The 25,469-nt window shown below is 68.8% G+C and carries 24 protein-coding genes and 1 pseudogene; 21 read left to right on the forward strand and 4 right to left on the reverse strand.

Going from position 1 to position 25,469, the window contains the following annotated elements:
• Window positions 1-60 precede the first annotated feature (60 nt).
• The 11 genes from M1M07_RS27770 to M1M07_RS27820 all read left to right on the forward strand — a co-directional run bounded on the left by M1M07_RS27770 (window position 61) and on the right by M1M07_RS27820 (window position 10,344).
• Entirely contained in the window at window positions 61-825 is a 765-nt protein-coding gene (locus M1M07_RS27770; protein WP_248676241.1) for an SDR family NAD(P)-dependent oxidoreductase, read from the forward strand.
• Window positions 826-866: 41 nt separating this feature from the next.
• On the forward strand, window positions 867-1,958 hold the full coding sequence (locus M1M07_RS27775) for an ABC transporter substrate-binding protein (protein ID WP_197252253.1): 1,092 nt from the start codon (window positions 867-869) through the stop codon (window positions 1,956-1,958).
• 31 nt (window positions 1,959-1,989) lie between these two features.
• Window positions 1,990-2,817 (forward strand): mycofactocin-coupled SDR family oxidoreductase, encoded by an 828-nt coding sequence (locus M1M07_RS27780; RefSeq protein ID WP_197252254.1) that lies wholly within the window; start codon window positions 1,990-1,992, stop codon window positions 2,815-2,817.
• Window positions 2,814-3,629, forward strand: coding sequence for an SDR family NAD(P)-dependent oxidoreductase (locus tag M1M07_RS27785; protein ID WP_248676242.1), 816 nt, complete (start codon window positions 2,814-2,816; stop codon window positions 3,627-3,629). Before M1M07_RS27780 ends, M1M07_RS27785 begins: the two co-directional genes overlap by 4 nt.
• A gap of 45 nt (window positions 3,630-3,674) precedes the next feature.
• Entirely contained in the window at window positions 3,675-4,862 is a 1,188-nt protein-coding gene (locus M1M07_RS27790; protein ID WP_197252255.1) for a lipid-transfer protein, read from the forward strand.
• Window positions 4,859-5,341, forward strand: coding sequence for a Zn-ribbon domain-containing OB-fold protein (locus M1M07_RS27795; protein ID WP_197252256.1), 483 nt, complete (start codon window positions 4,859-4,861; stop codon window positions 5,339-5,341). Before M1M07_RS27790 ends, M1M07_RS27795 begins: the two co-directional genes overlap by 4 nt.
• Window positions 5,338-5,769, forward strand: a complete 432-nt coding sequence (locus M1M07_RS27800; RefSeq protein ID WP_197252257.1) for a Zn-ribbon domain-containing OB-fold protein — start codon at window positions 5,338-5,340, stop codon at window positions 5,767-5,769. The genes M1M07_RS27795 and M1M07_RS27800 overlap by 4 nt, the downstream gene beginning before the upstream one ends.
• Entirely contained in the window at window positions 5,766-6,908 is a 1,143-nt protein-coding gene (locus M1M07_RS27805; RefSeq protein ID WP_197252258.1) for a thiolase family protein, read from the forward strand. Before M1M07_RS27800 ends, M1M07_RS27805 begins: the two co-directional genes overlap by 4 nt.
• A gap of 40 nt (window positions 6,909-6,948) precedes the next feature.
• On the forward strand, window positions 6,949-8,238 hold the full coding sequence (locus M1M07_RS27810; RefSeq protein WP_197252259.1) for an acyl-CoA dehydrogenase family protein: 1,290 nt from the start codon (window positions 6,949-6,951) through the stop codon (window positions 8,236-8,238).
• Window positions 8,238-9,329, forward strand: a complete 1,092-nt coding sequence (locus M1M07_RS27815) for a phosphotransferase family protein (protein WP_197252260.1) — start codon at window positions 8,238-8,240, stop codon at window positions 9,327-9,329. The genes M1M07_RS27810 and M1M07_RS27815 overlap by 1 nt, the downstream gene beginning before the upstream one ends.
• 121 nt (window positions 9,330-9,450) lie before the next feature.
• Window positions 9,451-10,344 carry a TIGR03619 family F420-dependent LLM class oxidoreductase gene (locus M1M07_RS27820; RefSeq protein ID WP_248676243.1) on the forward strand — a complete coding sequence of 298 codons (894 nt, stop codon included), beginning with the start codon at window positions 9,451-9,453 and terminating at the stop codon, window positions 10,342-10,344.
• A 64-nt stretch (window positions 10,345-10,408) separates the two neighbouring features.
• Here the strand turns inward: M1M07_RS27820 and M1M07_RS27825 are convergent, their stop codons facing one another.
• The 3 genes from M1M07_RS27825 to M1M07_RS27835 all read right to left on the reverse strand — a co-directional run bounded on the left by M1M07_RS27825 (window position 10,409) and on the right by M1M07_RS27835 (window position 13,383).
• Window positions 10,409-11,128 carry an SDR family NAD(P)-dependent oxidoreductase gene (locus M1M07_RS27825; RefSeq protein ID WP_197252262.1) on the reverse strand — a complete coding sequence of 240 codons (720 nt, stop codon included), beginning with the start codon at window positions 11,126-11,128 and terminating at the stop codon, window positions 10,409-10,411.
• A 108-nt stretch (window positions 11,129-11,236) separates the two neighbouring features.
• Window positions 11,237-12,520, reverse strand: coding sequence for an MFS transporter (locus M1M07_RS27830; RefSeq protein ID WP_197252263.1), 1,284 nt, complete (start codon window positions 12,518-12,520; stop codon window positions 11,237-11,239).
• A gap of 134 nt (window positions 12,521-12,654) precedes the next feature.
• Complete coding sequence (locus M1M07_RS27835) at window positions 12,655-13,383, reverse strand: FadR/GntR family transcriptional regulator (RefSeq protein WP_231610541.1); 729 nt, start codon at window positions 13,381-13,383, stop codon at window positions 12,655-12,657.
• A 199-nt stretch (window positions 13,384-13,582) separates the two neighbouring features.
• Here M1M07_RS27835 and M1M07_RS27840 point away from each other — a divergent pair, with 199 nt between their 5' ends.
• The 10 genes from M1M07_RS27840 to M1M07_RS27885 all read left to right on the forward strand — a co-directional run bounded on the left by M1M07_RS27840 (window position 13,583) and on the right by M1M07_RS27885 (window position 25,210).
• Window positions 13,583-14,389, forward strand: a complete 807-nt coding sequence (locus M1M07_RS27840; protein ID WP_197252265.1) for an SDR family NAD(P)-dependent oxidoreductase — start codon at window positions 13,583-13,585, stop codon at window positions 14,387-14,389.
• 201 nt (window positions 14,390-14,590) lie between these two features.
• The gene (locus tag M1M07_RS27845) at window positions 14,591-15,808 is read left to right on the forward strand and encodes a CaiB/BaiF CoA-transferase family protein (RefSeq protein WP_197252266.1); all 1,218 of its coding nucleotides are present in this window, start codon (window positions 14,591-14,593) and stop codon (window positions 15,806-15,808) included.
• Window positions 15,809-15,941: 133 nt separating this feature from the next.
• Window positions 15,942-17,111, forward strand: a complete 1,170-nt coding sequence (locus M1M07_RS27850; protein ID WP_197252267.1) for an amidohydrolase family protein — start codon at window positions 15,942-15,944, stop codon at window positions 17,109-17,111.
• Window positions 17,112-17,354: 243 nt separating this feature from the next.
• The gene (locus tag M1M07_RS27855) at window positions 17,355-18,608 is read left to right on the forward strand and encodes an acyl-CoA dehydrogenase family protein (protein ID WP_197252268.1); all 1,254 of its coding nucleotides are present in this window, start codon (window positions 17,355-17,357) and stop codon (window positions 18,606-18,608) included.
• 85 nt (window positions 18,609-18,693) lie between these two features.
• Window positions 18,694-19,758, forward strand: coding sequence for an ABC transporter substrate-binding protein (locus tag M1M07_RS27860; RefSeq protein ID WP_197252269.1), 1,065 nt, complete (start codon window positions 18,694-18,696; stop codon window positions 19,756-19,758).
• Window positions 19,759-19,846: 88 nt separating this feature from the next.
• On the forward strand, window positions 19,847-20,131 hold the full coding sequence (locus M1M07_RS27865) for a hypothetical protein (protein ID WP_197252270.1): 285 nt from the start codon (window positions 19,847-19,849) through the stop codon (window positions 20,129-20,131).
• Between the two features lie 61 nt (window positions 20,132-20,192).
• Window positions 20,193-21,374 (forward strand): acyl-CoA dehydrogenase family protein, encoded by a 1,182-nt coding sequence (locus tag M1M07_RS27870; RefSeq protein ID WP_197252271.1) that lies wholly within the window; start codon window positions 20,193-20,195, stop codon window positions 21,372-21,374.
• Window positions 21,375-21,402: 28 nt separating this feature from the next.
• A complete protein-coding gene (locus tag M1M07_RS27875; RefSeq protein ID WP_248676244.1) occupies window positions 21,403-22,569 on the forward strand; it encodes an ABC transporter ATP-binding protein in 1,167 nt (388 codons plus the stop codon).
• A 5-nt stretch (window positions 22,570-22,574) separates the two neighbouring features.
• The gene (locus M1M07_RS27880; protein WP_197252273.1) at window positions 22,575-24,308 is read left to right on the forward strand and encodes an iron ABC transporter permease; all 1,734 of its coding nucleotides are present in this window, start codon (window positions 22,575-22,577) and stop codon (window positions 24,306-24,308) included.
• A gap of 92 nt (window positions 24,309-24,400) precedes the next feature.
• The gene (locus tag M1M07_RS27885) at window positions 24,401-25,210 is read left to right on the forward strand and encodes an SDR family oxidoreductase (RefSeq protein WP_248676245.1); all 810 of its coding nucleotides are present in this window, start codon (window positions 24,401-24,403) and stop codon (window positions 25,208-25,210) included.
• Here M1M07_RS27885 and M1M07_RS27890 read toward each other — a convergent pair.
• Window positions 25,203-25,469 (reverse strand): annotated as a pseudogene (locus M1M07_RS27890) (hypothetical protein); the annotation flags it as partial. The gene M1M07_RS27885 and the pseudogene M1M07_RS27890 sit on opposite strands and share 8 nt — an antisense overlap.

The raw sequence follows: 25,469 nt of genomic DNA on the forward strand, positions 1-25,469 counted from the left end.
TGATGGCTCCTGTCGATGAGGTCGGCGCCCCCGGCGCCGACCTCATCGACAGGAGCCATCATGACTTCGCATCCACTTCCTCTCGAAGGAAAGGTCGCGCTCGTCACCGGCGGTAGCCGCGGCCTGGGCCGCGAGATGGTTCTCGCTTTCGCGAACGCAGGCGCCGACACCGTCATCGTCAGCCGCAAGGTCGACAGCTGTGAGAAGCTGGCCGCCGAGGTTGCCGAGACCACCGGCCGCAAGGCACTTCCGCTCGCCTTCCACGTCGGTGACTGGGACGCTCACGAACCACTCGTCGAACGGATCTACGACGAGTTCGGGCACCTGGACATCCTCGTCAACAACGCGGGCATGGCGCCGCTGTACCCGAGCCTCGACCAGGTCACCGAAGAACTGTTCGACAAGGTGATCGGCGTCAACCTCAAGGGCGCGTTCCGGCTCACCAGCCTCGTCGGGCCCCGGATGGCGGCCGGTTCCGGGGGATCGATCATCAACATCAGCTCGATCGCCTCCGAGCGGCCGATGACCACCGACCTGCCGTACGCGGCCGCCAAGGCGGGGCTCAACACCTTGACCAAGGGCTTCGCCCAGGCCTACGGGCCCAACGTGCGCGTCAACACGATCATGGCCGGTGCCTTCCTCACGGACATCAGCAAGGCCTGGGACATGGAATCGGCCGATGAGCTGTTCCGGGGGATGCCTCTCCAGCGCGCGGGAAATCCGGACGAGATCGTCGGTGCAGCACTGTATCTCGCCGGACCGGGCTCGACCTACACCACCGGCGCCGTGATCCCCGTCGACGGCGGCCGCACCTCCACCCCCTGACAGATCTCGGTCCCACCCCGACCGACCACCAGGAGCCCCACATGAACCCCATCCACACCCGCCGCACCCGGCGTGCCTTCCTGTCGGCCCTGACCGCAGGTGCCCTCGCGGCGGCTGTCGCGGCCTGCGGCGGAAACGGCGGCGACGACCGCATCTCGTCCGATTCGATCGGATCCACCGGTCCGGCCGGCGATGATGCCTGGCAGCAGATCGTCGAGGCGGCCAAGGCGGAGGGCGAGGTCACGATCTACTCGTCGAACGCCGCGGACGCTCTCGCCGAACTCGGCCGCCGTTTCGAGGCCGACTACGGCATCCGTCTCAACGTCGTGCGTGACGTCGACGCGAACCTGCACCAGAAGATCGGCGCGGAGGCGGAGACCGGCAACCGTGTCGCCGACATCGTCACCCAGGCCAGCGTCCCCTGGGCCGTGGAGAACGGCGCGAACGGAGCCTTCGCCGCACCCGTCGGCCCCGCCTTCACCGACTCCGCGAGCGAATACGACGTGACGACGCTGAAGGACGACACCGGCTACTTCGTCACCAACGCCTCGGTGCTGACCTTCGGCTGGAACACCCAGCGACAGCCCGACGGCATCGACAGCTACAGCGACCTGCTGGATCCGTCCCTCGCCGGCGGGAAGATCGGCATCGTCACCCCCACCTCGACCGCCCACGTCGACTTCTACGACAGCTACCTCGAACAGGTCGGGGGAGAGGGCTTCCTCGAGAAGCTCGCCGCCCAGACCCCGCGGATCTACCCCAGCGCACTGCCGCTGGCGCAGGCCCTCGCCTCCGGTGAGATCGCCGTCGCCGCGTTCGTGCAGGACCAGAAGAGCGAACAGCAGACCGGCGCGCCCGTCGACTCGGCGTTCGGAGACGTCGTGTGGGGCGCCCCCATGTACACCGCGATCCTCGCCGACGCCGTGCATCCCAACGCGGCACAGGTCCTGGCCAACTACATGATCACGCCGGCCGGTCAGGAAGCCATCTCGTTCCGCAACGCCGCGGTCCTGCCGAACATCGCCTCGTCCGTCACCACCGTCGACAAGGTCGCCCCGCAGAACACCGAGGCGATGACCCCGGCAGCACTCGAGGATCTCAAGGCCCGCTTCGGCCGCCTGTTCAACCAGTAGTCCCGGGATCGCCGGAGAAGGAGTCACCCCCATGGGAAGAGTTGAAGGAAAAGTCGCGCTGATCACCGGCGCGGCGCGCGGCCAGGGCCGCTCGCACGCCCTGCGTCTCGCCGAGGAAGGTGCGGACGTCGTCCTCTTGGACGTGTGCGCGCCGATCGACTCGGTGCCGTACCCCCTCGCCACCGAGGACGACCTGAAGGAGACCGAGGCGCTGGTCGCCGCGACCGGCCGGAAGGTGCTGTCCCGCGTAGCCGACGTCCGGGACCAGTCGCAGCTCGATGCGGCGGTGGCCGCCGCGATCGGGACCTTCGGGCACATCGACATCGTGTGCGCCAACGCGGGCATCGTCGGCTTCCGGCCCACCTGGGAGCTGAGCGACGCCGAATGGCAGGACATGCTCGACGTCAACCTCACCGGCGTGTTCCACACCGTCCGTGCCGTCGTCCCCGAGATGATCCGCGGCGGTCGGGGCGGTTCCATCGTCATCACCAGCTCCATCCAGGCGATGCTCGGCTCGGCCAACATCGGGCACTACAACGCCTCGAAGAGCGGCGTCGTCGGCCTCATGCGGACGCTGGCCACCGAACTCGGCCCCCACGGCATCCGCGTCAACACGGTCAACCCCAGCGCCGTCGAGACCCCGATGCTGCACAACGACGCGACCTTCCGGATCTTCGGGCCCGATCTCGAGAACCCCGGGCCCGATGACCTGTGGGAGCGTTCGAAGGACCGCAACCCCATGGGAATCGGCTGGGTCGCGCCCGAGGACATGAGCAACGCCGTGTTGTTCCTCGCCTCGGACGAAGCCCGTTTCATCACCGGCGTGGCACTGCCGGTCGACGCGGGGGTACGACTGTGACTGCTCTGGACAACGAAACCCGGCCCGAGACCGCCCCGGTGCCGCGCAGGCTCGAAGGACGCCGGATCTTCGTCACCGGTGGTGGCAGCGGCATCGGCGAAGCCGTCGCGAAGCGACTCGCCGCCGAGGGCGCAGCGGTCGCGGTGACCGATGCTCGTGGTGTGGCCGCCGAGTCGGTGTCCGACGCGGTTGCGGAGACCGGCGCGCAGACGCTGGGGCTGCGGTGCGACGTCGGCGACGAAGCCTCCGTCGAGGAGGCCGTGGCTGCGGCGGTCGCCGAGTTCGGAGGCCTCGACGGTGTGGTGACCTGCGCGGGGGTCAACGGGACGGCGATGCTCCACGAGATGGAACTCGCCCACTGGGAACGCATCCTGCGGGTCAACCTCACCGGCACCTTCCTGCCGCTGCGTGCCACCCTGCCGCACCTGCTCGAGGCCGGCGGCGGTTCGATCGTCACCGTCGGCTCGGTCGCATCCTTGGTGGCGACCAACCTGAACACCCCCGGTTACGACGCGTCCAAGGGCGGTGTCCTGCAGCTCACCCGGTCGGTTGCCATGGGCTACGCGGACCGGAACATCCGAGCGAACTGCCTGTGCCCCGGTCTCGTGACCACGGGCCTGCGCGTGAACTCACGGGCGCTGCAGGGCCCGGAACCGGAACCGACCCGCAGCCGGGTGGTGGAGAACACCGCGCTCGGGCGCTCGGCGGAACCGGCCGAGATGGCGTCGGTGGTGGCCTTCCTCCTGTCCGACGACGCCTCCTTCGTGACCGGCGCAGCGATCGCCGCCGACGGCGGATTGACCGCGAACTGACTTCCCGCCCGCTCGCAGCGGGCACGACACAGAGGTGACTCACACATGCCCACCGACCCGACCTGGCGCAGGGATGCCTGCGCCATCGCAGGAATCGGAACCACCGCGTTCTCGAAGGACTCCGGTGTCTCCGTCACGGCGCTCGCCGTCGAGGCCGCCGCGGCGGCCCTCGAGGACGCCGGACTGACCCCGGCCGACGTCGACGGCGTCGTCCGCAACGACATGGATCTCGTCTCGTGCGCGGCCCTCGCCGACGGCCTCGGCGTCCCGCACCTGACCTACTGGGGCGAAGCCGGCCCCGGCGGCTCCGGCCCGGCCGCGATGGTCGCCCAGGCCGTCGCCGCGATCATGAGTGGTCAGGCGACCACCGTGGTCGTCTTCCGCTCGCTCAACGGCCGCTCCGGCCGCCGCTTCGGTCTGTCTCCGGTCGTCACCCCGGAGGTGGGCGGCAACGAGACTTTCGAGGAGTTCTTCGGCCCCTACGGGCTGCTCTCGTCCGGCCAGTACTTCGCGCTGGTGGCCCAGCGCTACATGACCCAGACCGGTCTGACCTCCGAGCAACTGGCGCAGATCGCTCTGGTGACCCGCAAGCGTGCCAATGCGAATCCTGCCGCGCAGATGTACGACCGGACGATGACGCTCGACGACTACTTCGACTCGCGCATGCTGTCGTCGCCGCTGCGGCTGTTCGACTACTGTCTCGAAACCGACGGTGCCGCAGCGGTCGTCGTCACCACCGCCGAACGCGCGAAGGACCTGCGGCAGGCTCCGGCGCTCATCCGGTCGGTCGCGATGTCGACCTGCCGTCATCCGCAGCCGGGCCTGATGTACCCGACGCTCATGCGCGAGGACATCACCGCGCTGCCGTCGCGGGAATGCCAGGAGACGCTCTACAGCCGGGCCGGTCTCGGACCGGCGGACGTCGACGTCGCCCAGATCTACGACTGCTACTCGATCACCGCCCTCATCCAGCTCGAGGACTACGGGTTCTGCAAGCGCGGCGACACCGGCGACTTCCTCGCCGAGGGCCAGATCGATCTCGGCGGAGCGATACCGATCAACACCAGTGGAGGACACATGTCCGAGGGATACATCCACGGAATGAACCACGTCGTCGAAGGGGTGCGGCAGATCCGCGGCACCTCCACGAGTCAGGTCGAGGGTGCACAGGTCTCCCTGGTCACCTCGGCTCCGCCGCCGGCGGCATCCGCGCTGATCCTGGTGGCGGCATGAGCGCCGCCGCAGCCGCGAGCGCGGCTACCACCGCCCGGCTCCGTCCCCTCGTCACCGAACGGGGAAGCGCCGGCTTCTTCTCCGCCGCAGCCGAGAACCGCATCGAGATCCTCACCTGCGAGGACTGCGGTCGGCGCATCCACCTGCCGCGGCCCCGCTGCGTGTACTGCGCGAGCACCGAGGTGTCGTGGAAGCCGGCAGCCCACACCGGCACCGTGTACAGCCACACCGTCGTCGAACATCAGGTCCATCCGCTGTTCCCGGTGCCGTACACCGTGATCGTCGTCGACCTCGACGGCGAGGCGGCCGGCGTGCGCCTGATCGGTAACCTGCCCGGTCGCGCCGAGGTCACCGCCGGCACCCCCGTCCGCTGCACCTTCGAGGACCTCGGGGAGGACGCCGCCGGAAACCCCGTGGTCCTGCCCGTCTGGGAGATCGACACCGAGCGCGCGAGCGCCGGAACCGGGGAGGACGAATGACCACGGCACCCACCCGACCGATCGACCCGGTCCTGTTCGTGGACGACGACCCGAGCAGCGCGCTGCGCGGTGCCCGCTGCGCCCGCTGCGCGACCGTCACCTTCCCGATCCAGCACAGCTGCCCCCGCTGCGGCGCCGCGGAGATGAACCCCGAGGCTCTGCCCACCGAGGGGGTGCTCTGGTCCTACACCGTGCAGTCCTTCGCCCCGAAGAAGCCGTTCCTGCACACCGAACCGTTCACCCCCTTCGGGGTCGGCTACATCGACCTCGGTGACGTGATCGTCGAGTCCCGTCTCACCGTGAACGACCCGGAGTCGCTGGAGATCGGGATGCCGATGCGGTTGTGCAGCATCGTCAACCATGTCGACGACGACGGCACCGAGGTCGTCACCTTCGCATTCGCACCGAGCAAGGAGGAGACGGCATGAAGGTCGCGATCGTCGGTATCGGCATCCACAGGTTCGGCCGCACCGAGGGCGTGAGCGGCCTGGAACAGGGCGCCTACGCGGCCCGGCAGGCGATGGCCGACGCCGGAGTCGAGTTCAAGGACATCCAGTTCGCCTACGGCGGCAGCGATTCCGCCGGCAACGCCGACACCCTCGTGTCCACCCTGGGCCTGACCGGACTGCCCTTCGTCAACGTCTCCAACGGATGCGCCACCGGCGGCAGCGCGCTGACCTCGGCGGTCAGCCGGATCCGGTCCGGCGAGGCCGATCTCGGTCTCGTCGTCGGGTTCGACAAGCATCCCCGCGGCGCGTTCAACCCGCGCCCCGAGGACAACGGGCTGGGCCGCTGGTACGGCGAGTCCGGGATGATGGTCACCACCCAGTTCTTCGCCATGAAGATCCAGCGGTACCTCGTCGAACACGGACTGCCGAAATCGCTGCTGGCCACGGTGGCCGCCAAGGCGTTCCGCAACGGCTCGCTCGCCCCGCACGCGTGGCGCCGCACCCCTCTGACCGAGGAGGAGATCGCCGGCGCCACGATGGTCAACGACCCGCTCACCCAGTACATGTTCTGCTCCCCGGCAGAGGGCGGGGTCGCGCTCGTGCTCGCCCGCGCCGACCAGGCCCACCGCTACACCGACACCCCGGTCTTCCTCGAGGCCGCCGAACTGCGGTCCCGGCTGTTCGGTTCGTTCGAGGTGTTCAGCCCGTGGACCTCACCCGAACGGGCCGACGGGCCGACGGTGACCGCCTCCCGGGCGGCGTTCGAGGCCGCCGGGATCGACCCGAGCGACGTCGACGTGGCGCAGATCCAGGACACCGAGGCCGGTGCCGAAATCATGCACCTGGCCGAGACGGGCCTGTGCAAGCACGGCGAGCAGGAGACCCTCATCCGGTCCGGCGCCACCGAAATCGGCGGGGCGATTCCCGTCAACACCGACGGCGGCTGCCTCGCCAACGGCGAACCGATCGGCGCGACCGGCCTGCGCCAGGTGTACGAGAACGTCGTGCAGCTGCGCGGTGCCGCCGGAGACCGGCAGGTCCCGGGTGACCCGAAGGTCGGGTTCACCCACGTCTACGGCGCCCCCGGTATCAGTGCGTGCACCGTCCTCACGCGCTGACCACCCCGAATCTTCACGACAACGGCAGGAGACGATCGACATGGCATGGGATTTCGAAACCGACCCCGAGTTCCAGGCGAAGCTGGACTGGGTGCAGAAGTTCGTCGACGAGGAGGTCGCGCCCGTCGACCGCGTCATCGAACACGCGTGGGACGTGACCGATCCGACGCGCAACAAACTCATCCGTCCGCTGCAGCAGATTGTGCGGGAGCAGGGCCTGTGGGCCTGCCATCTCGGCCCGAAGCTCGGCGGGCCCGGCTACGGCCAGCTCAAGCTCGCGCTGCTCAACGAGATCCTCGGCGCCACCCACAGCGGGCCGGTCGTGTTCGGCTGCCAGGCACCGGATTCCGGTAATGCGGAGATCCTCGCGCACTACGGCACACCGGAACTGAAGGAGCGTTATCTGCAGCCGCTCATCGACGGCGACATCGTCTCCTGCTACTCGATGACCGAACCCCAGGGCGGCTCGGACCCGACGAGCTTCGTCACCCGCGCCGTCCGCGACGGCGACCACTACGTCATCAACGGCGAGAAGTGGTTCTCCTCGCACGCCCGGTTCTCGTCGTTCCTCATCGTGATGGCCGTGACCGACCCCGACGCCCCCCGCACCAAGCGGGCGTCGATGTTCGTCGTCCCCATGGACACGCCGGGCATCGAGATCGTCCGGAACGTCAGCGTGTGGGGTCACCAGGAATCCGAGGGCACCCACGCCTACATCCGCTACACCGACGTGCGCGTCCCCGCCGACCACCTGCTCGGGGAGGAGGGCGAGGGCTTCGCCGTCGCCCAGACCCGGCTCGGCGGCGGTCGCATCCACCACGCGATGCGCACCGTCGGCCTGGTCAAGGCGTCGCTGGAGATGATGCTCGAACGCGCCGTGTCGCGGCAGACCCGCGGCCGCTCGCTCGCGGACATGCAGATGGTGCAGGACATGATCGCCGAGTCGTGGGTCGACCTCGAGCAGTTCCGTCTCCTCGTGCTGCGCACCGCGTGGAAAATCGACCGGCTCGACGACTACAAGAAGGTCATCGCAGACATCTCCGCCGTGAAGATGGTGATGCCGAAGGTCCTCAACAACGTCGTCTCCCGCGCGATCCAGCTGCACGGCTCGCTCGGCATCTCCACCGAGATGCCGTTCGGCAAGTGGCTGCTCGAGAGCTACCACATGGGCCTGGCGGACGGCGCGACCGAACTGCACAAGCAGCAGATCGCCAAGCAGCTGCTGAAGACGGCGACGCCGGCCGAGGGACTGTTCCCCACGGCCCACCTGCTCGCCCAGGACGCCGCAGCGGAGGCCAAGTTCGGGCTGCCCGCGTTGGGGGTGCAGTGATGACCGGTGTCGCGGAGGAGCCGCGCGTCGAGGTCGCCCCCGTCCGTCCCGGTGAGGAACTCGACTGGGACGCGCTCGAGACGTACCTGCGGTCCCACGTCGACGGACTCGACGGGGAGTTCTCCGTGCTGCAGTTCCCGCGCGGCTCCGCGAATCTGACCTACCGGGTGTCCTTCGGAGACCGGCCTCTGGTCGTGCGGCGGCCGCCCTTCGGGAAGATCGCGCGCGGCGCACACGACATGGCGCGTGAGCACCGGGTGCTCTCCCGCCTGTACCGCGCATACGACCGGGCTCCGCGCGCGCTGCTGCACTGCGCGGACACCTCCGTCGTGGGGGCCGAGTTCTTCGTCTCCGAGTACCGCGAAGGAGTCGTGGTCTGGGACGAGATCCCGGACTCGATGGCGCAGCACGCCGATGCCGGAAGGCGGATCGGTTTCGCCGTGGTCGATGCGCTCGCCGATCTGCACGCGGTCGACCCGGCGTCGTGTGATCTCGCCGATCTCGGCCGGCCGGAGGGATATCTGGAACGGCAGGTCGCCGGCTGGTCGGCCCGGTGGGACGCGGTTGCCGAGTACGCGCCCGGACGCGAGGTCGCCGAACTCGTCGAGGAGGTCGGCCGTCGGATCCGGGCCGATGTTCCGGCGAGTCAGCGGGCCGGGATCGTGCACAACGATTACAAGGTCGACAACTGCCAGTTCCCGCACGAGAACCCCGATCGGGTGAAGTCGGTGTTCGACTGGGACATGGCCACCACCGGTGACGTGCTGGTCGACCTGGGCACCCTGCTCAACTACTGGCCGGACCGGACCGTCGACCCGGATTCGGATGCGGCGTTCATCGTGGTGCCGGGCATGCACGCACTGGACCTGCCGTCGCGGGCGGAGATCGTCGAGCGCTACGCCTCGGGCAGCGAGCTCGACCTCTCGCGCATCGACTGGTACGAGGCCTTCGGCTGCTGGAAGACCGTGGTCATCCTGCAGCAGCTCTACGCGCGGTTCGTGCGCGGGGAGACCACCGATCCGCGGATGGGACAGCGCGGGGAGCTCGTCGCGCCGCTCGCGCGCCGGGCGCTCGGGCTGCTCCCGGCCTGACCGGGAGTCCGCCTCGAAGGGGCACGTCCGGCCGCCTCGTGCCACCGGACGTGCCCCTTCGGCGTTCTACGAACGCCGCCACCACACGAATGTCGCCGTCACCCGACCTCGAGGAGAGACCGTGTCCACGCTCGGACTGTGCACCTACGGAACCACCCCCCACGACGCGCTCGAGCTGGCCCGCGCCGCCGACGAACTGGGGTTCGACGCGCTGTGGCTGGGGGAGCACGTGCTGCACCCGGCCGCGTACGCGAGCGAGCACCCGTCGGCGGGGACCCGCCAGCATCACTCGGGGCCGATCGTCGACGACACGACCGAACTCACCGATCCGCTCGCCCTGCACGCGGCGATCGCGGCGGTCACCGAACGCCTGAGGCTCGGCACGGCCGTGTATGTCACCGCGCTGCGTCATCCCCTGCACACCGCGCGCAGCACGATCACCGTTCAGGAACTCAGCTGCGGGAGGCTGCTGTTCGGTGTCGGCGCCGGGTGGCTCGAAGAGGAGTTCGCCGCGCTCGACGTGCCCTTCGCCGGGCGGTTCTCCCGCACCGACGAGTGCGTGGAGATCCTGCGCAAGGCGTGGGGCGGCGAGTCGTTCTCCCACGAGGGCACCTTCTATCGGTTCGACGAGGTCCGGCTGCATCCTCGACCCGTGGCCGTGCCGGTCGTCTACGGGGGCAACGGGCCCCGCGCGCTTGCTCGTGCAGCTCGTCTCGGTGACGCCTGGATCTCCTCGGGCACACCCACTTTCGAGGAGGCCGTGGAGTTGGTGGGCGTACTGCGCCGGCACCGCCTGGAGACGGGCGGGAACGCGGAGTTCCCGTGCTACGTGCGGGTCGAGGTGACCGAGGAGACCACCGCGGCCGATCTCGAACGGTATCGGGAACACGGACTCGACGACCTCGTCGTGTGGGCGGACGCGGGCTGGAAGGGTGCGACCGTCGCGGAGCGACGTGCAAACCTGGCGGCCCTCGCGGACCGGCTCGGCGTGAGGTCCGCGTTGGGCCTTCGGTGAACCGAACGCAGGAGGACCCCGCGGCTTCGGCTGCGGGGTCCTCCTGCGTCCACGGGGTGTGCGATCAATGACCGGCGGTGGTCCCGGTGACGGGGATCAGTGCGCCGGTCACCGACCGGGCGGAGTCGCTCAGCAGGAACGCGATGACCTCGGCGATGTCGGCCGGGCGGGCCCATGAGGAGGTGTCGGCGTTCGGCATGGCCTGTCGGTTGGCAGGGGTGTCGATCATGGACGGCACCAGGCCGTTGACACGGATCGAGTCGGGAGCGTACTCGACCGCCATGCTCTGGACCAGCGCTGCGACAGCGGCTTTCGAGGCGATATAGCCGGCGGCGCCCGGGAACGGGTGTGTCGCGGCTGCCGAACCGATGCACACGACCGAACCGCCACCGCGCCGGATGAGTTCGGGCAGTGCCGCTTGGGTGACGAGGTAGGCGATCCGCAGGTTGAGGGAGAGCTGGGCGTCGAGCACGTCGACGGGTGTCTCGTGGACGCGGCTCCCCGAGTGGAAGCCTCCGACGAGGTTGACCAGTCCGGTCAACGGCCGGGATTCGTCCGCGGTGGCGAGGCCGACGACCCGCTCGACGTCGTTCTCGTCGGACAGATCGGCCTTGACGAGGACGAGATCGGGGTGTGGCGTCAGCCGACTCGCTTCGGCCTCGTCGTACCAGGGGACGACGACCCGCGAGCCGGTCGCGAGGAGACGTTCGGTGACCGCGGTGCCGAGACCACCGGTTCCGCCGGTCACGACGACGGAACCGGATCCGAGGGAAAGTTCGCTCATGAGAGGCCTTTCGATGCCGGGAAGGGTAGCTGCCGTCCGGGCAGAAGAGCGCCCGAAAACATGCGTATATTTAGGTTGTTAGGAGCATAGCGCGTCCAGTGGTCTACGTCACCCCCTGATCGTGGAAGGGCCGGCGGCAGGCGCGATCGGCCCGCCCTCCGCAGGGGTCTGCCGGTCGTGGGGCCGCGGACCGGGGGCTCCGCGACGGGGCAGCTCGGACAGGCTTCGTCGGCCGAATGCAAGGGCCCCCAGTCCGAGTGCGGTGGCGCCCGCGGCCACCGCGAACGGCACGTGCGGGTTGGTGACCTCGCCGAGCCACCCGGCAAGCCACGGTGCGCAGGCGCCGCCGCCGAAGCGGACGAAACTGTAGCTCGCCGCCGCGGTGGCTCCGTCCACGGTGGACACCTGCATCCCGATCTCGGTCACGAGCGCATTGAGCAGTCCGACGAACAGGCCGGAGACGATGATGCAGGTCGTTACGACCGCGCGGTTGTCCGTGAAGACGGCGACGATCGCGAGAGTCGTCGCGAACAGGACGAGAGCGGCCGCGACGGTCGGTACGGCGCCCACCGATACTCTCAGGCGGGGTGTGGCCACGACGGACGCGAAGACCAGGCACACGCCCCAGCCGGAGAAGATGAAACCTGTTCGAACGGGCGAGAATCCCAGCACGAACGGTCCGTAGGAGAACAACGCGAAGAGTCCGAGATGGTAGAGCAGCGACACCGCGGCGACCGAGAACAGCCCCCGATGGGCGAGGGCGCGAAAGGGTGCGGTGATCGCGGTCGGTTCGGATGCTCCCGGCGTGCGAGGAAGAACCACCGCCAGAACGACGAAGGACAGAGCCATCAGGGAGGCGGAGCCGAGAAACGCGGCGCGCCAGGAGATCTGCCCCAGGATGCCACCGAGCAGCGGGCCGGTGGCGATCCCGGCGCCCACTGCGGCTTCGTAGCAGGTGATCGCGCGTGAATGGTGTCCGGGCATCGTCGCCACGATCGCGGCCAGGGCCGTCGCGACGAACAGTGCGTTGCCGAGCCCCCATCCGGCGCGGAACCCGATGATCTGCCCGAGGGCCCACGATGCGCTCGATCCCACCGCGGCAAGTGCGATGAGCGACAGGCCGATCAGCAGGGTGGTACGTGCCCCTATCCGGCTCGAGATCCATCCGGTGACCACCATCGCCAGGCCCATCACCGCCATGTAGCTGGTGAACAGCAGGGACACCTGGGCCGGCGACCCGCCGAGTTCGCTGGAGACGGACGGAAGGATCGGGCTCACGACCCCGATGCCCATGAACACCCCGACCGTGGCGAAGGCGACCGCCCAGCCCGCGCGGGGGAGTGCGGTGCGCCCGCGTGGACGTTTCGGATCGGGAACAGGATTCGACGGCAAGCTGATCTCCGGTTCGGTACGACGACCTGCGGCGACGATCCGGCGGCCGTGCGGGCGCGCCGGATCGCCGGTGGTCGATGTTCAGGTCACGGGTGGGTGCCCGGGATGCAGGTCGAGACCGAAAGGTGGGACAGTCAGCGCCAATCCACGCGTTCGTTCAGCATCCGGGGGTTCAGAGCGGAGAGATTGTCGATCACCTCGCGCATGTGCTCGCGTGCGAGACGGCGGGCAAGTTCGGACTCGCCGGCGGCGATGGCGTTGTGGATCGCCTTGTGGGGTCCTTCGAAGCCTTCGCGCTCCTCGTCGTCCCAGACATCGGGGTGCGCTTCGAGCATGCGGAAGGTGTAGATGTGCGCGAGCGCCGACCCGGTGAGGGTGAGGATGTAGTTTCCGGACATCTCCCGCAGTGTCTGGTGGAATCCGACTGCGGTGTCGATGACTTCGTCGTCGGACATCTCCGGCACGATGTGTTTGCCGGCCAGTGCGTCGAGATCGACGTCCTCGCCCGCTGCGACGCGATCGGCGAGCATCGCGGCCGCGAGGCCTTCCATCTCCAGTGCCGCCTCGGCGACCTCACGGAATCGAACGCCTTTCGCCTGCAGATACATCGACAGGGTGTCGCCGAATTCGCTCCCCGTGGGTTCGGAGACGATCGGTCCGCCGCCGAGTCCCTGCCGTACCGTCACCAGGCCCTGCGCCTCGAGCAGGCGCAGCCCCTCGCGAACGGACGCACGGCCGACGCCGAAGCGCCGCGCCATCTCGGATTCGGCCTCGAGGGGTGAACCGGGAGCCAGCTGCCGGTCTGCGATCTCCCTGGCGACCATGCGTGCCACGGTGCGCGAGACCTTTTCGTTGCGAGTCATGGCTACCGCGCGTCGTCGCGCGGCGGTATCCGACTGCGAACTTGTGAAGTTGCGAGTCATGGTGTCCTCGTCGTCTGCAGGGACCCGCACTCGTCCGGGCGGGGGTGAGCGTGCGGCCGAGTATAGGGAGAGAGTTCCGCGATCAAGGCTACCCCCAAATATATGTATGTTTCGGTTGGTTAATGCTATACCACTTTCTATGACTCAGAACACACCTACACGCGACATTTCCGCAACGAATACGGGCGCAAGGACTCTCGCCGGTCAGCATGTCCTGGTTACCGGGGGCAGCGAAGGAATCGGCTACGGGATCGCCGAACGTCTGCTCGAAGCGGGCGCGACGGTTTCCCTCGCGGCACGCCGGCCGGAGGTGCTCGACGCGGCGGTCGGGAGACTGCAGACGCGGTGCGAGGACACGGCTCGGGTCTCGGGCGTCGTCGCGGACATCAGCGACGCGGATTCGATCGCCGCGATGTTCGAAACCGCCCAGGACCGGAACGGGCCGCTCAACGTACTCGTCGCCAATGCCGGCAGCGGGAGCGTGGTGCCCTTCCTCGAACTCACACCGCAGCAATGGCAGGACTGCATCGACCTGAATCTCACGGGGACGTTCCTCTGCGTGCAGGCGGCGGCGCGATCGATGGTCGAGCGCACGGACGAAAACCGGTCCATCATCGTCGTCTCCTCGATCCGGGCGCTCGGTGCGCGTCCCTCGCTCGTTCCCTACGGCACCTCGAAGGCGGGACTCAACCAGCTGGTCCGCCTCGCGGCCTACGAGCTCGCGCCCACCGGGGTGCGCGTGAACGCGCTGTCGCCCGGTATCACGGCGACCCCACTGGCCCAGGACCGCAACAACCTGTTCGACGAGCGGGCCGCGACCGTGCCGATGGGCAGGGCGGGAACCCCGGCGGACATGGCCGCTGCCGCGCTGTATCTCGCGAGTCCGGATTCGGCGTTCGTCACCGGCACGAACCTCGTGGTGGATGGGGGTGAGTCGCTCTACTGACCCATCCCGCGCGGCGTCGCCTCACGGCCTCCCGAAAATTGTGATGTACAACGCACAAAACATTGCTATAGTTACGGTGTTTTCAGCTCACGTCCGAGCATCCGCCGAATTCCGGACCGCCTCTCGCGGAGTCGTTCGGCGCTGACTTCCCATCCTGCGCGCGGCCGTTCGCGGCCGCGAGACGACGAAGGAGAACACTCGATGACCACGGTGATGAACGGGATCAAGGTCGTAGAGGTGGCGCTGTACGCGTTCGTCCCCTCGGCGGCCGCGATCCTCTCCGACTGGGGAGCCGACGTCGTCAAGGTCGAGCACTCGGATTTCGGTGACCCCACCCGGTCCACCGCGGCCTGGGGTGTCCCCGCCCACGTCGACGGCCTCGCGAGCCTGTTCGAGATCAACAACCGCGGAAAGCGTGCCGTCGCACTGGATATCGCCCACCCGGAGGGCCGCGAGGTCCTCATGAAGCTCGTCGAATCCGCCGACGTCTTCATGACCAACTTCCTGCCCGATGCGCGCGCCAAACTCGGCATCGACGTCGACGACATCTTCGCCCGCAATCCCCGGATCGTGTACGCGCGGGGCACCGCCCAGGGCGTGGCCGGCCCGGACAGCGACAAGGGCGGCTTCGACGGCATCACCTACTGGGCACGCTCGGGGGCCGCCGGGTCCATCGCTCCGGACGACCTGGACTGGCCTGCCAACATGCCGGGACCCGCCTTCGGCGACTCCCAGAGCGGCATGGCCCTGGCCGGTGGGATCGCGGCCGGCCTCCTCCACCGTGAACGCACCGGTGAGGGCATCGTCGTGGATACCTCGCTGTTCTCCGTCGGTGCGTGGGCGATGCAGGCGACGATCGCGGGCTGCCAGATGGTCGGCGCCGACGAGTTGCCGTATCCCGACCGCCACAACCCGGTCAACCCCGTCTCGAACATCTACCGGACCAGCGACGGTCGCTACATCCATCTCGCGCTGCTGCAGAGCCAGAAGTTCTGGCCCGGCCTGTGCGAGGCGATCGGCCTGTCCCACCTGATCGACGATCCGCGCTTCGCGACCTTCGAGGACCGCGCGCGCAATTCCCGTGAGTGCACGGCGATCCTGACCGAGGTCTTCGAACAGCGCACCCTCGCCGAGTGGACCGACATCCTCGGCAAGCAGGAAGGCCAGTGGGACGTCTTCCGCAAGCCGATCGACGTGCTGTCGGATCCGCAGGCCCTGGCCAACGGCTTCGTCCGCACCGTCGAGTACGAGGACGGGCGGACCCTGGACATGGTGACGGCACCGACCTCCTTCGGCGGGCAGGCCCCGACGCTGACGCGAGCCCCTCATCACGGAGAACACACCGACGAGGTGCTGCTCGAACACGGTCTGGACTGGGACCGCATCGTCGAACTCAAGATCGCCGGCGCGATCAAGTAGAGCCTCTCCGCCCGACCGGACAGAGATTCCGGCCCGATCCGACGGAGCCTTCCGGCTGCGACCTGAGGTCGCCGCCTCCCGCGCACCTGCGCACCGACAGTTTCCCTTCCCTATCTCCACAAGAGGAGTTCTCGTGTACGACCTTCGAGATATCAAGATCATCGACACCGACACCCATGTCGTCGAGCCGCCGGACCTGTGGACGTCCCGGATGTCGAAGAAGTGGGGCGATCTCGTTCCTCACGTGCGGTGGGACGAGGCGCGCGGCGACGAGGCGTGGTTCGTCTCCGGAACCCGTATGAGCGCCGTCGGCGCCCCGGCGATGGCCGGCTGGCACGAGTACCCGCCGAGCTGCCCTCCGCGCTTCGTCGACACCGATCCGCGCTCGTGGGATCCGGGCAAGCGCCTGGCGCTCATGGACGACTACGGCATCCACGCGCAGATCCTGTACCCGAACGTCGCGGTCTTCAGCCAGAAGACGCTGCAGTCCAACGGTTCCAACGAACTGCAGCTCGAGTGTGTCCGCGCCTACAACGACTACCTGACCGAATGGGCGCAGTTCGCGCCGGGCCGCTACGTTCCGGTGGGCATCCTGCCCTTCTGGGACATGGAGGCCACCCTCGCCGAGGTCGAGCGTGTCGCGGCCGCCGGGCACAAGGGCCTGGTGTTCACCCAGAACCCGGCCGCCTTCGGGCTGCCGATGCTGACCGACCCGTACTGGGACCGGCTGTGGGCGTCGGCGCAGGAGAAGAAGCTGCCGATCAACTTCCACATCGCCTCCGGTGAGGTCGATCTGAGCGGCTTCGGGCACGAGAGCAACGGCGTGGCGGCCAACTACGGCATGATGGGCATCTCGTTCTTCATGGACAACGCCCGGACGATCTCCCAGCTCATCTTCGGCGGCATCTGCGACCGCTTCCCGGATCTGAAGTTCGTCTCGGTCGAATCGGGTATCGGCTGGATGCCGTTCGCGCTCGAGGGCATGGACTGGCAGTGGCGGAACAGCGGCGTGCACAAGGAGCACCCGAACTACGAACTGCTGCCCAGCGAATACTTCAAGCGGCAGATCTTCGGCTGCTTCTGGTTCGAGCAGGATTCCGCACGCAGCGCGATCGAACAGCTCGGCGCCGACAACGTGCTCTACGAGACCGACTACCCCCACCCCACGTCCATGTCCCCGGGACCGGCGAGCGATGCCATTCGCCCGGACGACTACCTCCGGCGCAACTTCGCGCACCTGTCGGAGGAAGACGCGCGCAAGATCCTCCACGACAACGCCGCGGCCCTCTACAACCTGGACTGACGTCCTCGAGTCCCAGGTGCCGGCCCCCGCGCGCGACGTGCGGGGCCGGCACCGGCGGTCCGCGCCGGGCCGGCGGTCGCGGGGTGACACGCGTCTCCCGTACTGCTGGACTGTGATCCAAATCTCCGTTAATATGCGTATGTTCCCAATGGATGCCGAGCGGATAGTTTCTGCCACCGGCCGCGGACCGACCAGAAGCCCGACTGTCCCGTCCCCCGGACAGCCTCAGCCAGTGGAGTATTCATGTCCCTCTCGGAATTCGAGACCCGTGCCCGCACCTGGGTGACCGACACCCTGGCCCGACTGGCGTTCACCGTCCGCGAGGACGAGTACGACGTCTCGGTCTTCCACGATCTCGGCGAAGACGAGGAGCGAGCGCTCCTCGACCGCCACCGCACCTGGCAGCGCGAGAAGTTCGACGCCGGCTACGGAGCGCTCGGATGGCCGAGCGAGTACGGCGGCGCGGAAGCCGGAACCGAGATCGCCGAAGCCTTCGCGCGGATCGAGAACGAATTGTGCCCGCTCCCGCCGCACGAGCTCGTCTCGGTCACCCTGCACCTCATCGCCCCCACCATCAGGCTCCTCGGTACCGACGAGCAGAAGCAGCGGTTCCTGCCGCGGATGCTTCGCGGTGAGCTTCTTGCCTGCCAACTGTTCTCCGAGCCCGATGCCGGCTCCGACCTCGCGAATCTGGGAACTCGCGCGGTGCGGGACGGTGACGACTGGATCGTCTCGGGGCAGAAGGTCTGGACGTCCGGAGCACAGTTCGCCGAATGGGGTGAACTCATCGCCCGCACCGATCCCGATCAGCCGAAGCACCAGGGCATGACCGCATTCCTCGTGCCCCTCGACGCCCCTGGCGTCGAGATCCGCCCGATCCGGCAGATGTCCGGAGGCAGCAGCTTCAACGAGGTGTTCCTCGATCGGGTCCGCATCCCCGACTCCCTGCGTCTCGGAGAGGTGGGAAAGGGATGGTCCGTCGCCCTGACCACGCTCGCCTTCGAGCGCGAGGGCGGTTCGAACACCGCGAACGTCGGCGGACAGTTCTCCCAGCTCGTCGCCACGGCCCGGCGGCTCGGCCGTGACGAGGACCCGCGCGTGCGGGAGCAGCTGGCCCGGGTGTATCTGCGTCAGCAGCTGGCCGCGGTGGATCTGCTGCGCGACCGTCAGGCGCGCGACGGCGGAGCCGCTCCCTCGGCGATCGGATCGGTCCGCAAGATCCAGTGGGTCGACAAGCTTGCCGCGGTCTCCGCTGCAGCCCGAACGGTGTTGGGCCGCAACCTCATCGCCGACACCGGTATCCCCGGTACCTACGAATGGAATGCGCACGTTCTCGGCGCCCCCGGCTACAGCATCGCCGGCGGCTCGGATCAGATCCAGCGCAACATCGTCGCCGAGCGGCTTCTGGGACTCCCCGCGGAGGCTCGTGCGGACCGCGGCCTGACCTGGCGTGAGGCGCGCAGTCGCGTCCACGGCCGTGCCACCTCCGGAAGCTGAGCACCCTCCGCGACCCACCGTTCGACCCCGTGCGTCCCCGGCGCACGTCGCTCGACTCTTTCAAAACCTCCCCGAAAGGTCTGCCATGAGATTCGCGTCGCTTCGTCGCTCGATCGCCGGAATAGGTATCGCCGCAGTGACCTTCGCTGTCGCTGGGTGTGGATCCGGTGCCACGACCGAGGTCTCCGCCGACGATCTCGGCCCCGCCGGAGACAGCGCCTGGGCGGAGCTCGTCGAGGCTGCCGAGCAGGAGGGCTCGGTCACCTACTTCACCGGCCAGCCGACGGACAACCTCCAGGAACTCGCTTCCCGATTCGAGTCGGCGTACGGCATCGAGGTCGAGATCGTGCGCGACAACGACGCCAACCTCCAGACCAAGCTCGCGGCGGAAGCGGAAACCGGTCGTCATACGGCCGACGTCATCGCAACCGCCTCCCGGCCCTGGGTGGACACGCGCCTGGCCGAGGGGTACTTCGTCCCGGTCACCGGCCCGGCCTTCGGCGCCGCCGAGTTCGACCGCGAGAAGTTCCTGCGCGACGACGACCGGATCTTCCTCTCGTCGGCTGCGGTTCTCACCTACGGCTGGAACACCAGCCGGGTCCCGGACGGCATCGACGGATACGAGGGGCTGCTCGATCCCTCGCTCGCGGACGGGAAGATCGGCGTGATGCTTCCGGTGTCGTCCGCGGTCGTGGACTTCTACGACTTCCTGGGCGACACGGTGTCTCCCGACTTCGTCGAGAAGCTCGCGGGCCAGAAGCCCCGCACCTACCCGGGCGCCCAGGCGATGGCCCAGGCGCTGACCTCCGGTGAAATCGCCGCAGCCGTCTACACCATGCCGCTCACCGCGGAAAAAGAAGCCGGCGCGCCCGTCGATTCCGGTCTGCCCTCACCGGTCTTCGGTGCTCCCTTCCTCACCGGAGTCTTGGCGAACGCGCCCCATCCCAACGCCGCACAGCTGTTCGCGAACTTCCTGGTGACCAAGGCGGGACAGGAGGCCGTCGCCGACCGCGCCGGCTCCGTGCTGCCCGGCATCTCCACGGCCGCGACGTCCGCGGACGACATCTGGGTCAACAGCCGGATCGTCACCGCCGACGACACCGAGGCCTTCCGGGCCGAGTTCGCGCGGCTGTTCGGTTCCAGTCAGTAACAACCCCCGGCCGCCGGGGGCGCCGATCCCGGCACCCCCGGCGAGCCTCCGGTGACCGAACCGGTCCCGGACACGAGAGGAATGAAACATGAAGGTCGGAGAACGTCTCAAGAGCCCCGTGTGCGGCGCGGAAGTCGTGATCGTCCGTGTGGACGACAACGTGGCCGGCCCCCTGCTGTGCGGGGGAGAGCCGATGTCCGCCGACGCGGCACCGGCCGCCCCGGCGGCGACGACTCCGGGACTGCTCATCGGAAAGCGATACGAGGGCGGGGGAGTCGAGGTGCTGTGCGTACGGCCCGGCGCCGGCCCCCTGGCGATCGGCGACGCGGTGCTCGCCGAAAAACAGGCCCGCCCCCTCCCGTCCTCGGACTGAGCAGATCCCCGACGCCGGCAGCAGTCCAACCGGCTCCGGCACCCCCAGGAAAGGCGACAGCATGATTCTCTCGAGCGCGGTCGGCGCAGAGGACACGGCGCTCCTCGTCGACACCATCCGGGCCGCCGTCGGCAGAGCCGACCCGGCCGACGGACGGTCCGAGCGGGTCTACCGCGACGGTCCCCTCGACCACGACCTGTGGTCCGTGCTCGGCCGCGAGATCGGAGTCGGTGCCCTCGCCGTCCCGGAAACTCACGGCGGACTCGGAACCTCCTACGCCACCGTGGCGGCCGTCCTCGAAACCCTCGGCGCGGAACTGACCCGCGTCCCGGTCCTCGGCAGCGTCATCGCCGCCACCGCGCTCGCGCGCTGCGCAGAGCACCCCCTCGCCCGCGACCTTCTCGAGGAGATCGCCTCGGGAACGAGGATCGTCGCCACCGTGGTCCCCGGGGACGATCTCGACACGCCCGGTGACGGCACCTTCCGTGCCGTCGACGGCGGCGAGGGCGTGACCCTCACGGGCCGAGCGGAGTTCGTGCTCGACGCAGTTGCGGCGGACACGGTCCTGGTCCACGCTGTCGACAGGTACGGATCCCTGGGCTTGTACGCGGTCGACCGTACCCATCTGACGGTGGAGCCGATGCAGACGACCGACGCCACCCGAGGTCTGGCGCGAGTCCACGCCGAGGACGTCCCCGCGACCCTGCTCACCGACCGCCCCGAACCCGGCCGCGTGCGCGATCAGGCTCTCGTGGCGTTGGCGTGCGACAGCCTCGGAGTCGCCCGCGCGTGCCTCGACGCGGCGGTCGCCTACGCGAAGGAACGCGTCCAGTTCGGCCGTGTCATCGGCGAGTTCCAGGCCATCAAGCACATGCTCGCCGAAGTGGCCGTCGCCGTCGAACTCGCCGATTCCGCTGTGGCACACGCGATCTGGGCTGTCGAGGAGGGTACCGATCGCGATCTCGCCGAAGCGGCCGCCATCGCCGCACTCGCCTGCGGGGACGCCGCGGATCTCGCGACCGCCACCAACGTCCAGGTACACGGTGGCATCGGCTTCACCTGGGAACACACCGCCCACCTCTACTACCGCCGGGCCCTGGGCTCGAGCGTGCTGTGGGGAAGCGCGGACGATCACGCGCAACGGTTGTATCTGCTCGCGACCGACAGCGCCCGCTCCGACGACGCCCCGAACCCCGACCGTCTCCGCGAGCCGGCGTCGGCCCTGTTCGCCCCCGAGGCCTGAATCCTGCCGGTCAGAAAGTGAGTCCACGATGTCCCATGTCTCGATCCGCCAGTTGCTGAAAAACTTCGACGGCAAGCCCCCGACCGTGGCCGTCGACCACCTCGACCTCGAGATCGAGGACGGCGAATTCCTGGTGCTGCTCGGCCCGTCCGGCTGCGGCAAGACCACCACGCTGCGATGCCTCGCCGGGCTCGAACAACCCGCGAGCGGTTCGATCACCCTCGGTGACCAGGTCGTCTTCGACGGCGCGCGGGGAGTGAACCTGACCCCCGACAAGCGGTTCATCGGCATGGTGTTCCAGTCGTACGCCCTGTGGCCCCACATGACCGTCCGCAAGAACATCGCGTACCCCCTCAAGTCCCGCAAGCTCACCGACGCGCTCAACAGCGGCCGGGTCGAGGAGACCGCGGCCCTCGTCGACTGCGAACGCCTCCTCGACCGGCTGCCCGCCGAACTTTCCGGTGGGCAGCAGCAGCGCGTCGCGCTCGCTCGCGGTCTCGTCTCGCACCCCGACCTCGTGCTGTTCGACGAGCCGCTGAGCAACCTGGACGCCCGGCTCCGCGACCAGGTCCGCGCCGAGCTGCACGATCTGCACCAGCGCAAGCCGTTCACCGCGGTGTTCGTCACCCACGATCAGAGCGAGGCGCTCGCCCTCGGCACCCGCATGGCGATCATGCGCGCCGGGCAGATCGTGCAGATCGGCCCCCCGCGCGAGGTGTTCGAGGAACCCGTCGACGAATACGTCGCCGGCTTCACCGGCATGTCGAACCGGCTGCCGTGCGAGTACGTCGACGGCCGGTGGTACGCACTGGGCGCCGAGATCCACGGCATGCAGCCGCGAGCGGCGGCGTCGGTGGGCTCGTTCGTGATCCGGTTGCGGCCGGAGAAGGTGCGCCTCGTCGCCGATGCGGCGGATCTGCGGTCCGGCGAGGCCGGGATCGCGGTGCACGTCGACGATGTCGAATACGGTGGCCTGCATCTGGATGTCATGTGTTCGGTGGCGGTCGAGGGTTCGGCACGGCGGCAGTTGCACGCCCGGATCCCGACGTACGACTCGTCCCGGGCACCGCGGACCGTCTCCCGGGGCGCGGCGATGGTTCTCGCGTTCGAACCGGTCGACGGCCGCACCTTCGACACCGACGGCAACGCACTCGCGATGCCTCAGCAGGCGCTCGTCGGCGCCCTGGCGGGGTGAGGGCGATGGCTGTGGTGACCTTGCCGGGCAACGACATCGGCGAACAGCGCCCGAGTGTCACCGGTGGATTGCAGAGCGACGCCGTCCGGTCGGTGGCGCGTCGGCTGGGTGTCGTGGCGTTCGTCGCGCTGCTGGCATATCTGGTCGTCGTCCCGGTGGTGCGGCTGCAATCGACCGCATTCGAGGACGGAGCCGCGGGATACGAGCGCGCGTTCGGTCTCGAACGGCTCGGTGGAATTCTGTGGAACACGGTCGGTCTCGCGCTCGGCTCGCTGACGATCGCGATGGTGCTGGGCACCGCGCTGGCGTGGGGCGCGAACCGCCTGCCGCGCCGGCTGGCGGTGCTCGAGATCCTGCCCATCCTGCCGATCGTGATTCCCGCGGTCGCGGCGATCGTCGGGTGGGCATTCCTGCTCTCGCCCCGGCCGGGCTATCTCAACGCGATGCTGCGGAATCTGCCGTGGTGGTCGCACCTGGAGGAAGGCCCGATCGACATCTACTCGATCCAGTGGATCGTGATCATCACCGGGTTCTCGCTGAGTTCGTTCGTGTACATGTTCGTCCGGTCCGGATTCGAGAACATCAACTCCGAGATGATCGAAGCGGCACAGGTGTCCGGCATGCCGGAATGGAAGGTCTTCTTCAAGATCACGCTGCCGCTGCTGCGCCCGACCCTGATCTACGGCGCCGGCGTGGCGCTGCTGCTGGGCCTGGGCCAGTTCACCGGACCCCTGCTGCTGGGCACCAACACCGGTGTGAGCGTGCTGACGACGGAGATGTACTTCCAGATCAGTGACTCACCGGCGCAGTTCGCGACCGCCGCCGCACTCGGGTCGCCGCTGCTGATCGTCGGGATCGTGGTGGTGTTCGCGCAGAAGGCGCTGCTGGGCAACCAACGACGCTTCGTCACCCACGGCGGCAAGGCCTTCCGGTCGCAGGGCCGTCCCTCGAAGACCGGGGTGGCGATCATCCTGCTGTTCTCGCTGCTGTCGACGGTGCTGCCGATCCTGGCGCTGGTGTTCGTGGCCCTGTCGCGGTACTGGAGCGGCACCATCAGCTTCTCGGCGCTGACGTTCGACAACTTCCGCACGATCTTTTCCGGGTCCGCGGTCCCCACCGCGATCGGCAACAGCGTGATGTTCTCGCTGATCGCGATGGCGATCGTGCTGCCGCTCGGGTTCGTCGCGGCGAACCTGATCGTCCGGGGACGCAACTACCCGGTGCTGCGGGTGATCGCGGACGTCCTCGTGTCGATTCCGCTCGGTGTGCCGGCGGTGATCTTCGGTGCGGCGTTCCTGCTCACCTACACGCAGGGGCCGATCGTCCTCTACGGCACCCCGTGGGTGGTCGTCCTGGTGTACGTCACGTTGATGCTGCCGTTCGCGACCCGGATGCAGCTGTCGTCGATGCTGGCACTCGGCGACGCCTACCTCGAGGCCTCCCGGGTGAGCGGCGCCGGGTTCGTCGCCACCAACGTGAAGGTCCTGCTGCCGCTCATGCGCGGCAGCCTCGGTGGAACCGCGGCACTGCTGTTCGTCCTGCTCACCCACGAGTTCACCGCGTCGCTGCTGGTGCGGGCCTCGCAGACCCAGGTGATGGGCACGATCCTGTTCGAGTACTGGTCCAACGGCGGCTATCCGCTGGTCGCCGCCGTTGCGCTGGTGATGACAGGGGTGACGGCGGTCGGTGTCGTCGCGGCGATGCTCGCCGGCGGGACCGACGCTCTCAGCAAGATGTGATCGCTCTCGGAGCATCCGCCCCGTGCGTGGTTTCGGTAGTCCCCACTACCGAAACCACGCACGGGGCGGCGAACGGACGAGAAAGGAAGCTGGTGGAGACGATCGAGTACCCGGACTGGCTGCGCGACGCAGGCGTTGTCGTGACCGGCGCCGGCAACGGGATCGGTCGCGCCCTCGCGCACCGACTGGCCGAGGCCGGCGCGCGGGTCGTCGTGAACGACCGCGACGCCGACGCCTGTGCCGCCGTGGCACGGGAGATCGGCGGCATCGCCGCCCCCGGTGATGCCGCCGGGGAAGCGGGCGTGGCCGCGCTCGTCGCGAGGGCTGTCGCCGAACTCGGGGAGGTCGACGCGTGGTTCGCGAACGCAGGCGTGGTCGCCGACGGCCCCGACGCCGAGGCCGCGTGGGAGATGTCCTGGAACGTCAACGTCATGGGGCACGTGCGCGCCGCGCGGGCGCTGCTCCCGGGCTGGCTCGACCGTGGCCGCGGCCGCTTCGTCGTCACCGCCTCGGCGGCGGGTCTGCTCACCATGCTGGGGTCGGCGCCGTACTCGGTGTCGAAGCACGCCGCGGTCGCCCACGCGGAGTGGCTCTCCGCGACCTACGGGGACAGGGGAGTGATCGTGCAGTGCCTGTGCCCCCAGGGGGTCGCGACGGACCTGCTGCCGACCGACGCCGCGGGACGGGTGGTCTTCGAAACCGGTGTGCTCACGCCAGGGCAGGTTGCCGATTCGGTGATGGCCGCCCTGTCCGGGGAGCGGTTCCTGATCCTCCCGCATCCCGAGGTCGCCGAGTACTACGCGGGACGCGCCGCCGACACCGACCGCTGGTTGCGCGGGATGCGCCGGATCCAGCGCCGGATCGACGACGCGGTGCGGGACGAGGCTGCGGCGCTCAGGTGATCAGCGCCCATCCGACCCCGCACACCGCGAGCGCCCACAGCACGCTGGTGCCGGTGCCGATGATGAACTGCTCGGAGGCCTGGGGTTCACGCAGCTCCGGATAGCGGGCCAGGCCCTTGACGGCCAGGACGATGGCCATGCCCTCGGGCCACCCGGCGAGCACCGCGCCCGCGACCGCGGCGCGTTCGAGGATGCCGATGACGCGACCGCCGCGCAGCGGACCGGGGATCGGTGCGCCGCCGGGGGCGCGGTGCTCGCC

The sequence above is a fragment of the Rhodococcus sp. HM1 genome (genome assembly GCF_023218075.1).
Lineage (GTDB): Bacteria > Actinomycetota > Actinomycetes > Mycobacteriales > Mycobacteriaceae > Rhodococcus.

What these genes read in the sequence shown, in the direction of transcription:
- M1M07_RS27865 (WP_197252270.1), top strand. Translation starts at nt 19,847, where the DNA reads ATGAAGGTCGGAGAACGTCTCAAGAGCCCCGTGTGCGGCGCGGAAGTC.
- M1M07_RS27795 (WP_197252256.1), top strand. Translation starts at nt 4,859, where the DNA reads ATGAGCGCCGCCGCAGCCGCGAGCGCGGCTACCACCGCCCGGCTCCGT.
- M1M07_RS27855 (WP_197252268.1), top strand. Translation starts at nt 17,355, where the DNA reads ATGTCCCTCTCGGAATTCGAGACCCGTGCCCGCACCTGGGTGACCGAC.
- M1M07_RS27845 (WP_197252266.1), top strand. Translation starts at nt 14,591, where the DNA reads ATGACCACGGTGATGAACGGGATCAAGGTCGTAGAGGTGGCGCTGTAC.
- M1M07_RS27860 (WP_197252269.1), top strand. Translation starts at nt 18,694, where the DNA reads ATGAGATTCGCGTCGCTTCGTCGCTCGATCGCCGGAATAGGTATCGCC.
- M1M07_RS27825 (WP_197252262.1), bottom strand. Translation starts at nt 11,128, where the DNA reads ATGAGCGAACTTTCCCTCGGATCCGGTTCCGTCGTCGTGACCGGCGGA.
- M1M07_RS27840 (WP_197252265.1), top strand. Translation starts at nt 13,583, where the DNA reads ATGACTCAGAACACACCTACACGCGACATTTCCGCAACGAATACGGGC.
- M1M07_RS27870 (WP_197252271.1), top strand. Translation starts at nt 20,193, where the DNA reads ATGATTCTCTCGAGCGCGGTCGGCGCAGAGGACACGGCGCTCCTCGTC.
- M1M07_RS27805 (WP_197252258.1), top strand. Translation starts at nt 5,766, where the DNA reads ATGAAGGTCGCGATCGTCGGTATCGGCATCCACAGGTTCGGCCGCACC.
- M1M07_RS27875 (WP_248676244.1), top strand. Translation starts at nt 21,403, where the DNA reads ATGTCCCATGTCTCGATCCGCCAGTTGCTGAAAAACTTCGACGGCAAG.
- M1M07_RS27800 (WP_197252257.1), top strand. Translation starts at nt 5,338, where the DNA reads ATGACCACGGCACCCACCCGACCGATCGACCCGGTCCTGTTCGTGGAC.
- M1M07_RS27815 (WP_197252260.1), top strand. Translation starts at nt 8,238, where the DNA reads ATGACCGGTGTCGCGGAGGAGCCGCGCGTCGAGGTCGCCCCCGTCCGT.
- M1M07_RS27835 (WP_231610541.1), bottom strand. Translation starts at nt 13,383, where the DNA reads ATGACTCGCAACGAAAAGGTCTCGCGCACCGTGGCACGCATGGTCGCC.
- M1M07_RS27880 (WP_197252273.1), top strand. Translation starts at nt 22,575, where the DNA reads ATGGCTGTGGTGACCTTGCCGGGCAACGACATCGGCGAACAGCGCCCG.
- M1M07_RS27780 (WP_197252254.1), top strand. Translation starts at nt 1,990, where the DNA reads ATGGGAAGAGTTGAAGGAAAAGTCGCGCTGATCACCGGCGCGGCGCGC.
- M1M07_RS27770 (WP_248676241.1), top strand. Translation starts at nt 61, where the DNA reads ATGACTTCGCATCCACTTCCTCTCGAAGGAAAGGTCGCGCTCGTCACC.
- M1M07_RS27775 (WP_197252253.1), top strand. Translation starts at nt 867, where the DNA reads ATGAACCCCATCCACACCCGCCGCACCCGGCGTGCCTTCCTGTCGGCC.
- M1M07_RS27790 (WP_197252255.1), top strand. Translation starts at nt 3,675, where the DNA reads ATGCCCACCGACCCGACCTGGCGCAGGGATGCCTGCGCCATCGCAGGA.
- M1M07_RS27810 (WP_197252259.1), top strand. Translation starts at nt 6,949, where the DNA reads ATGGCATGGGATTTCGAAACCGACCCCGAGTTCCAGGCGAAGCTGGAC.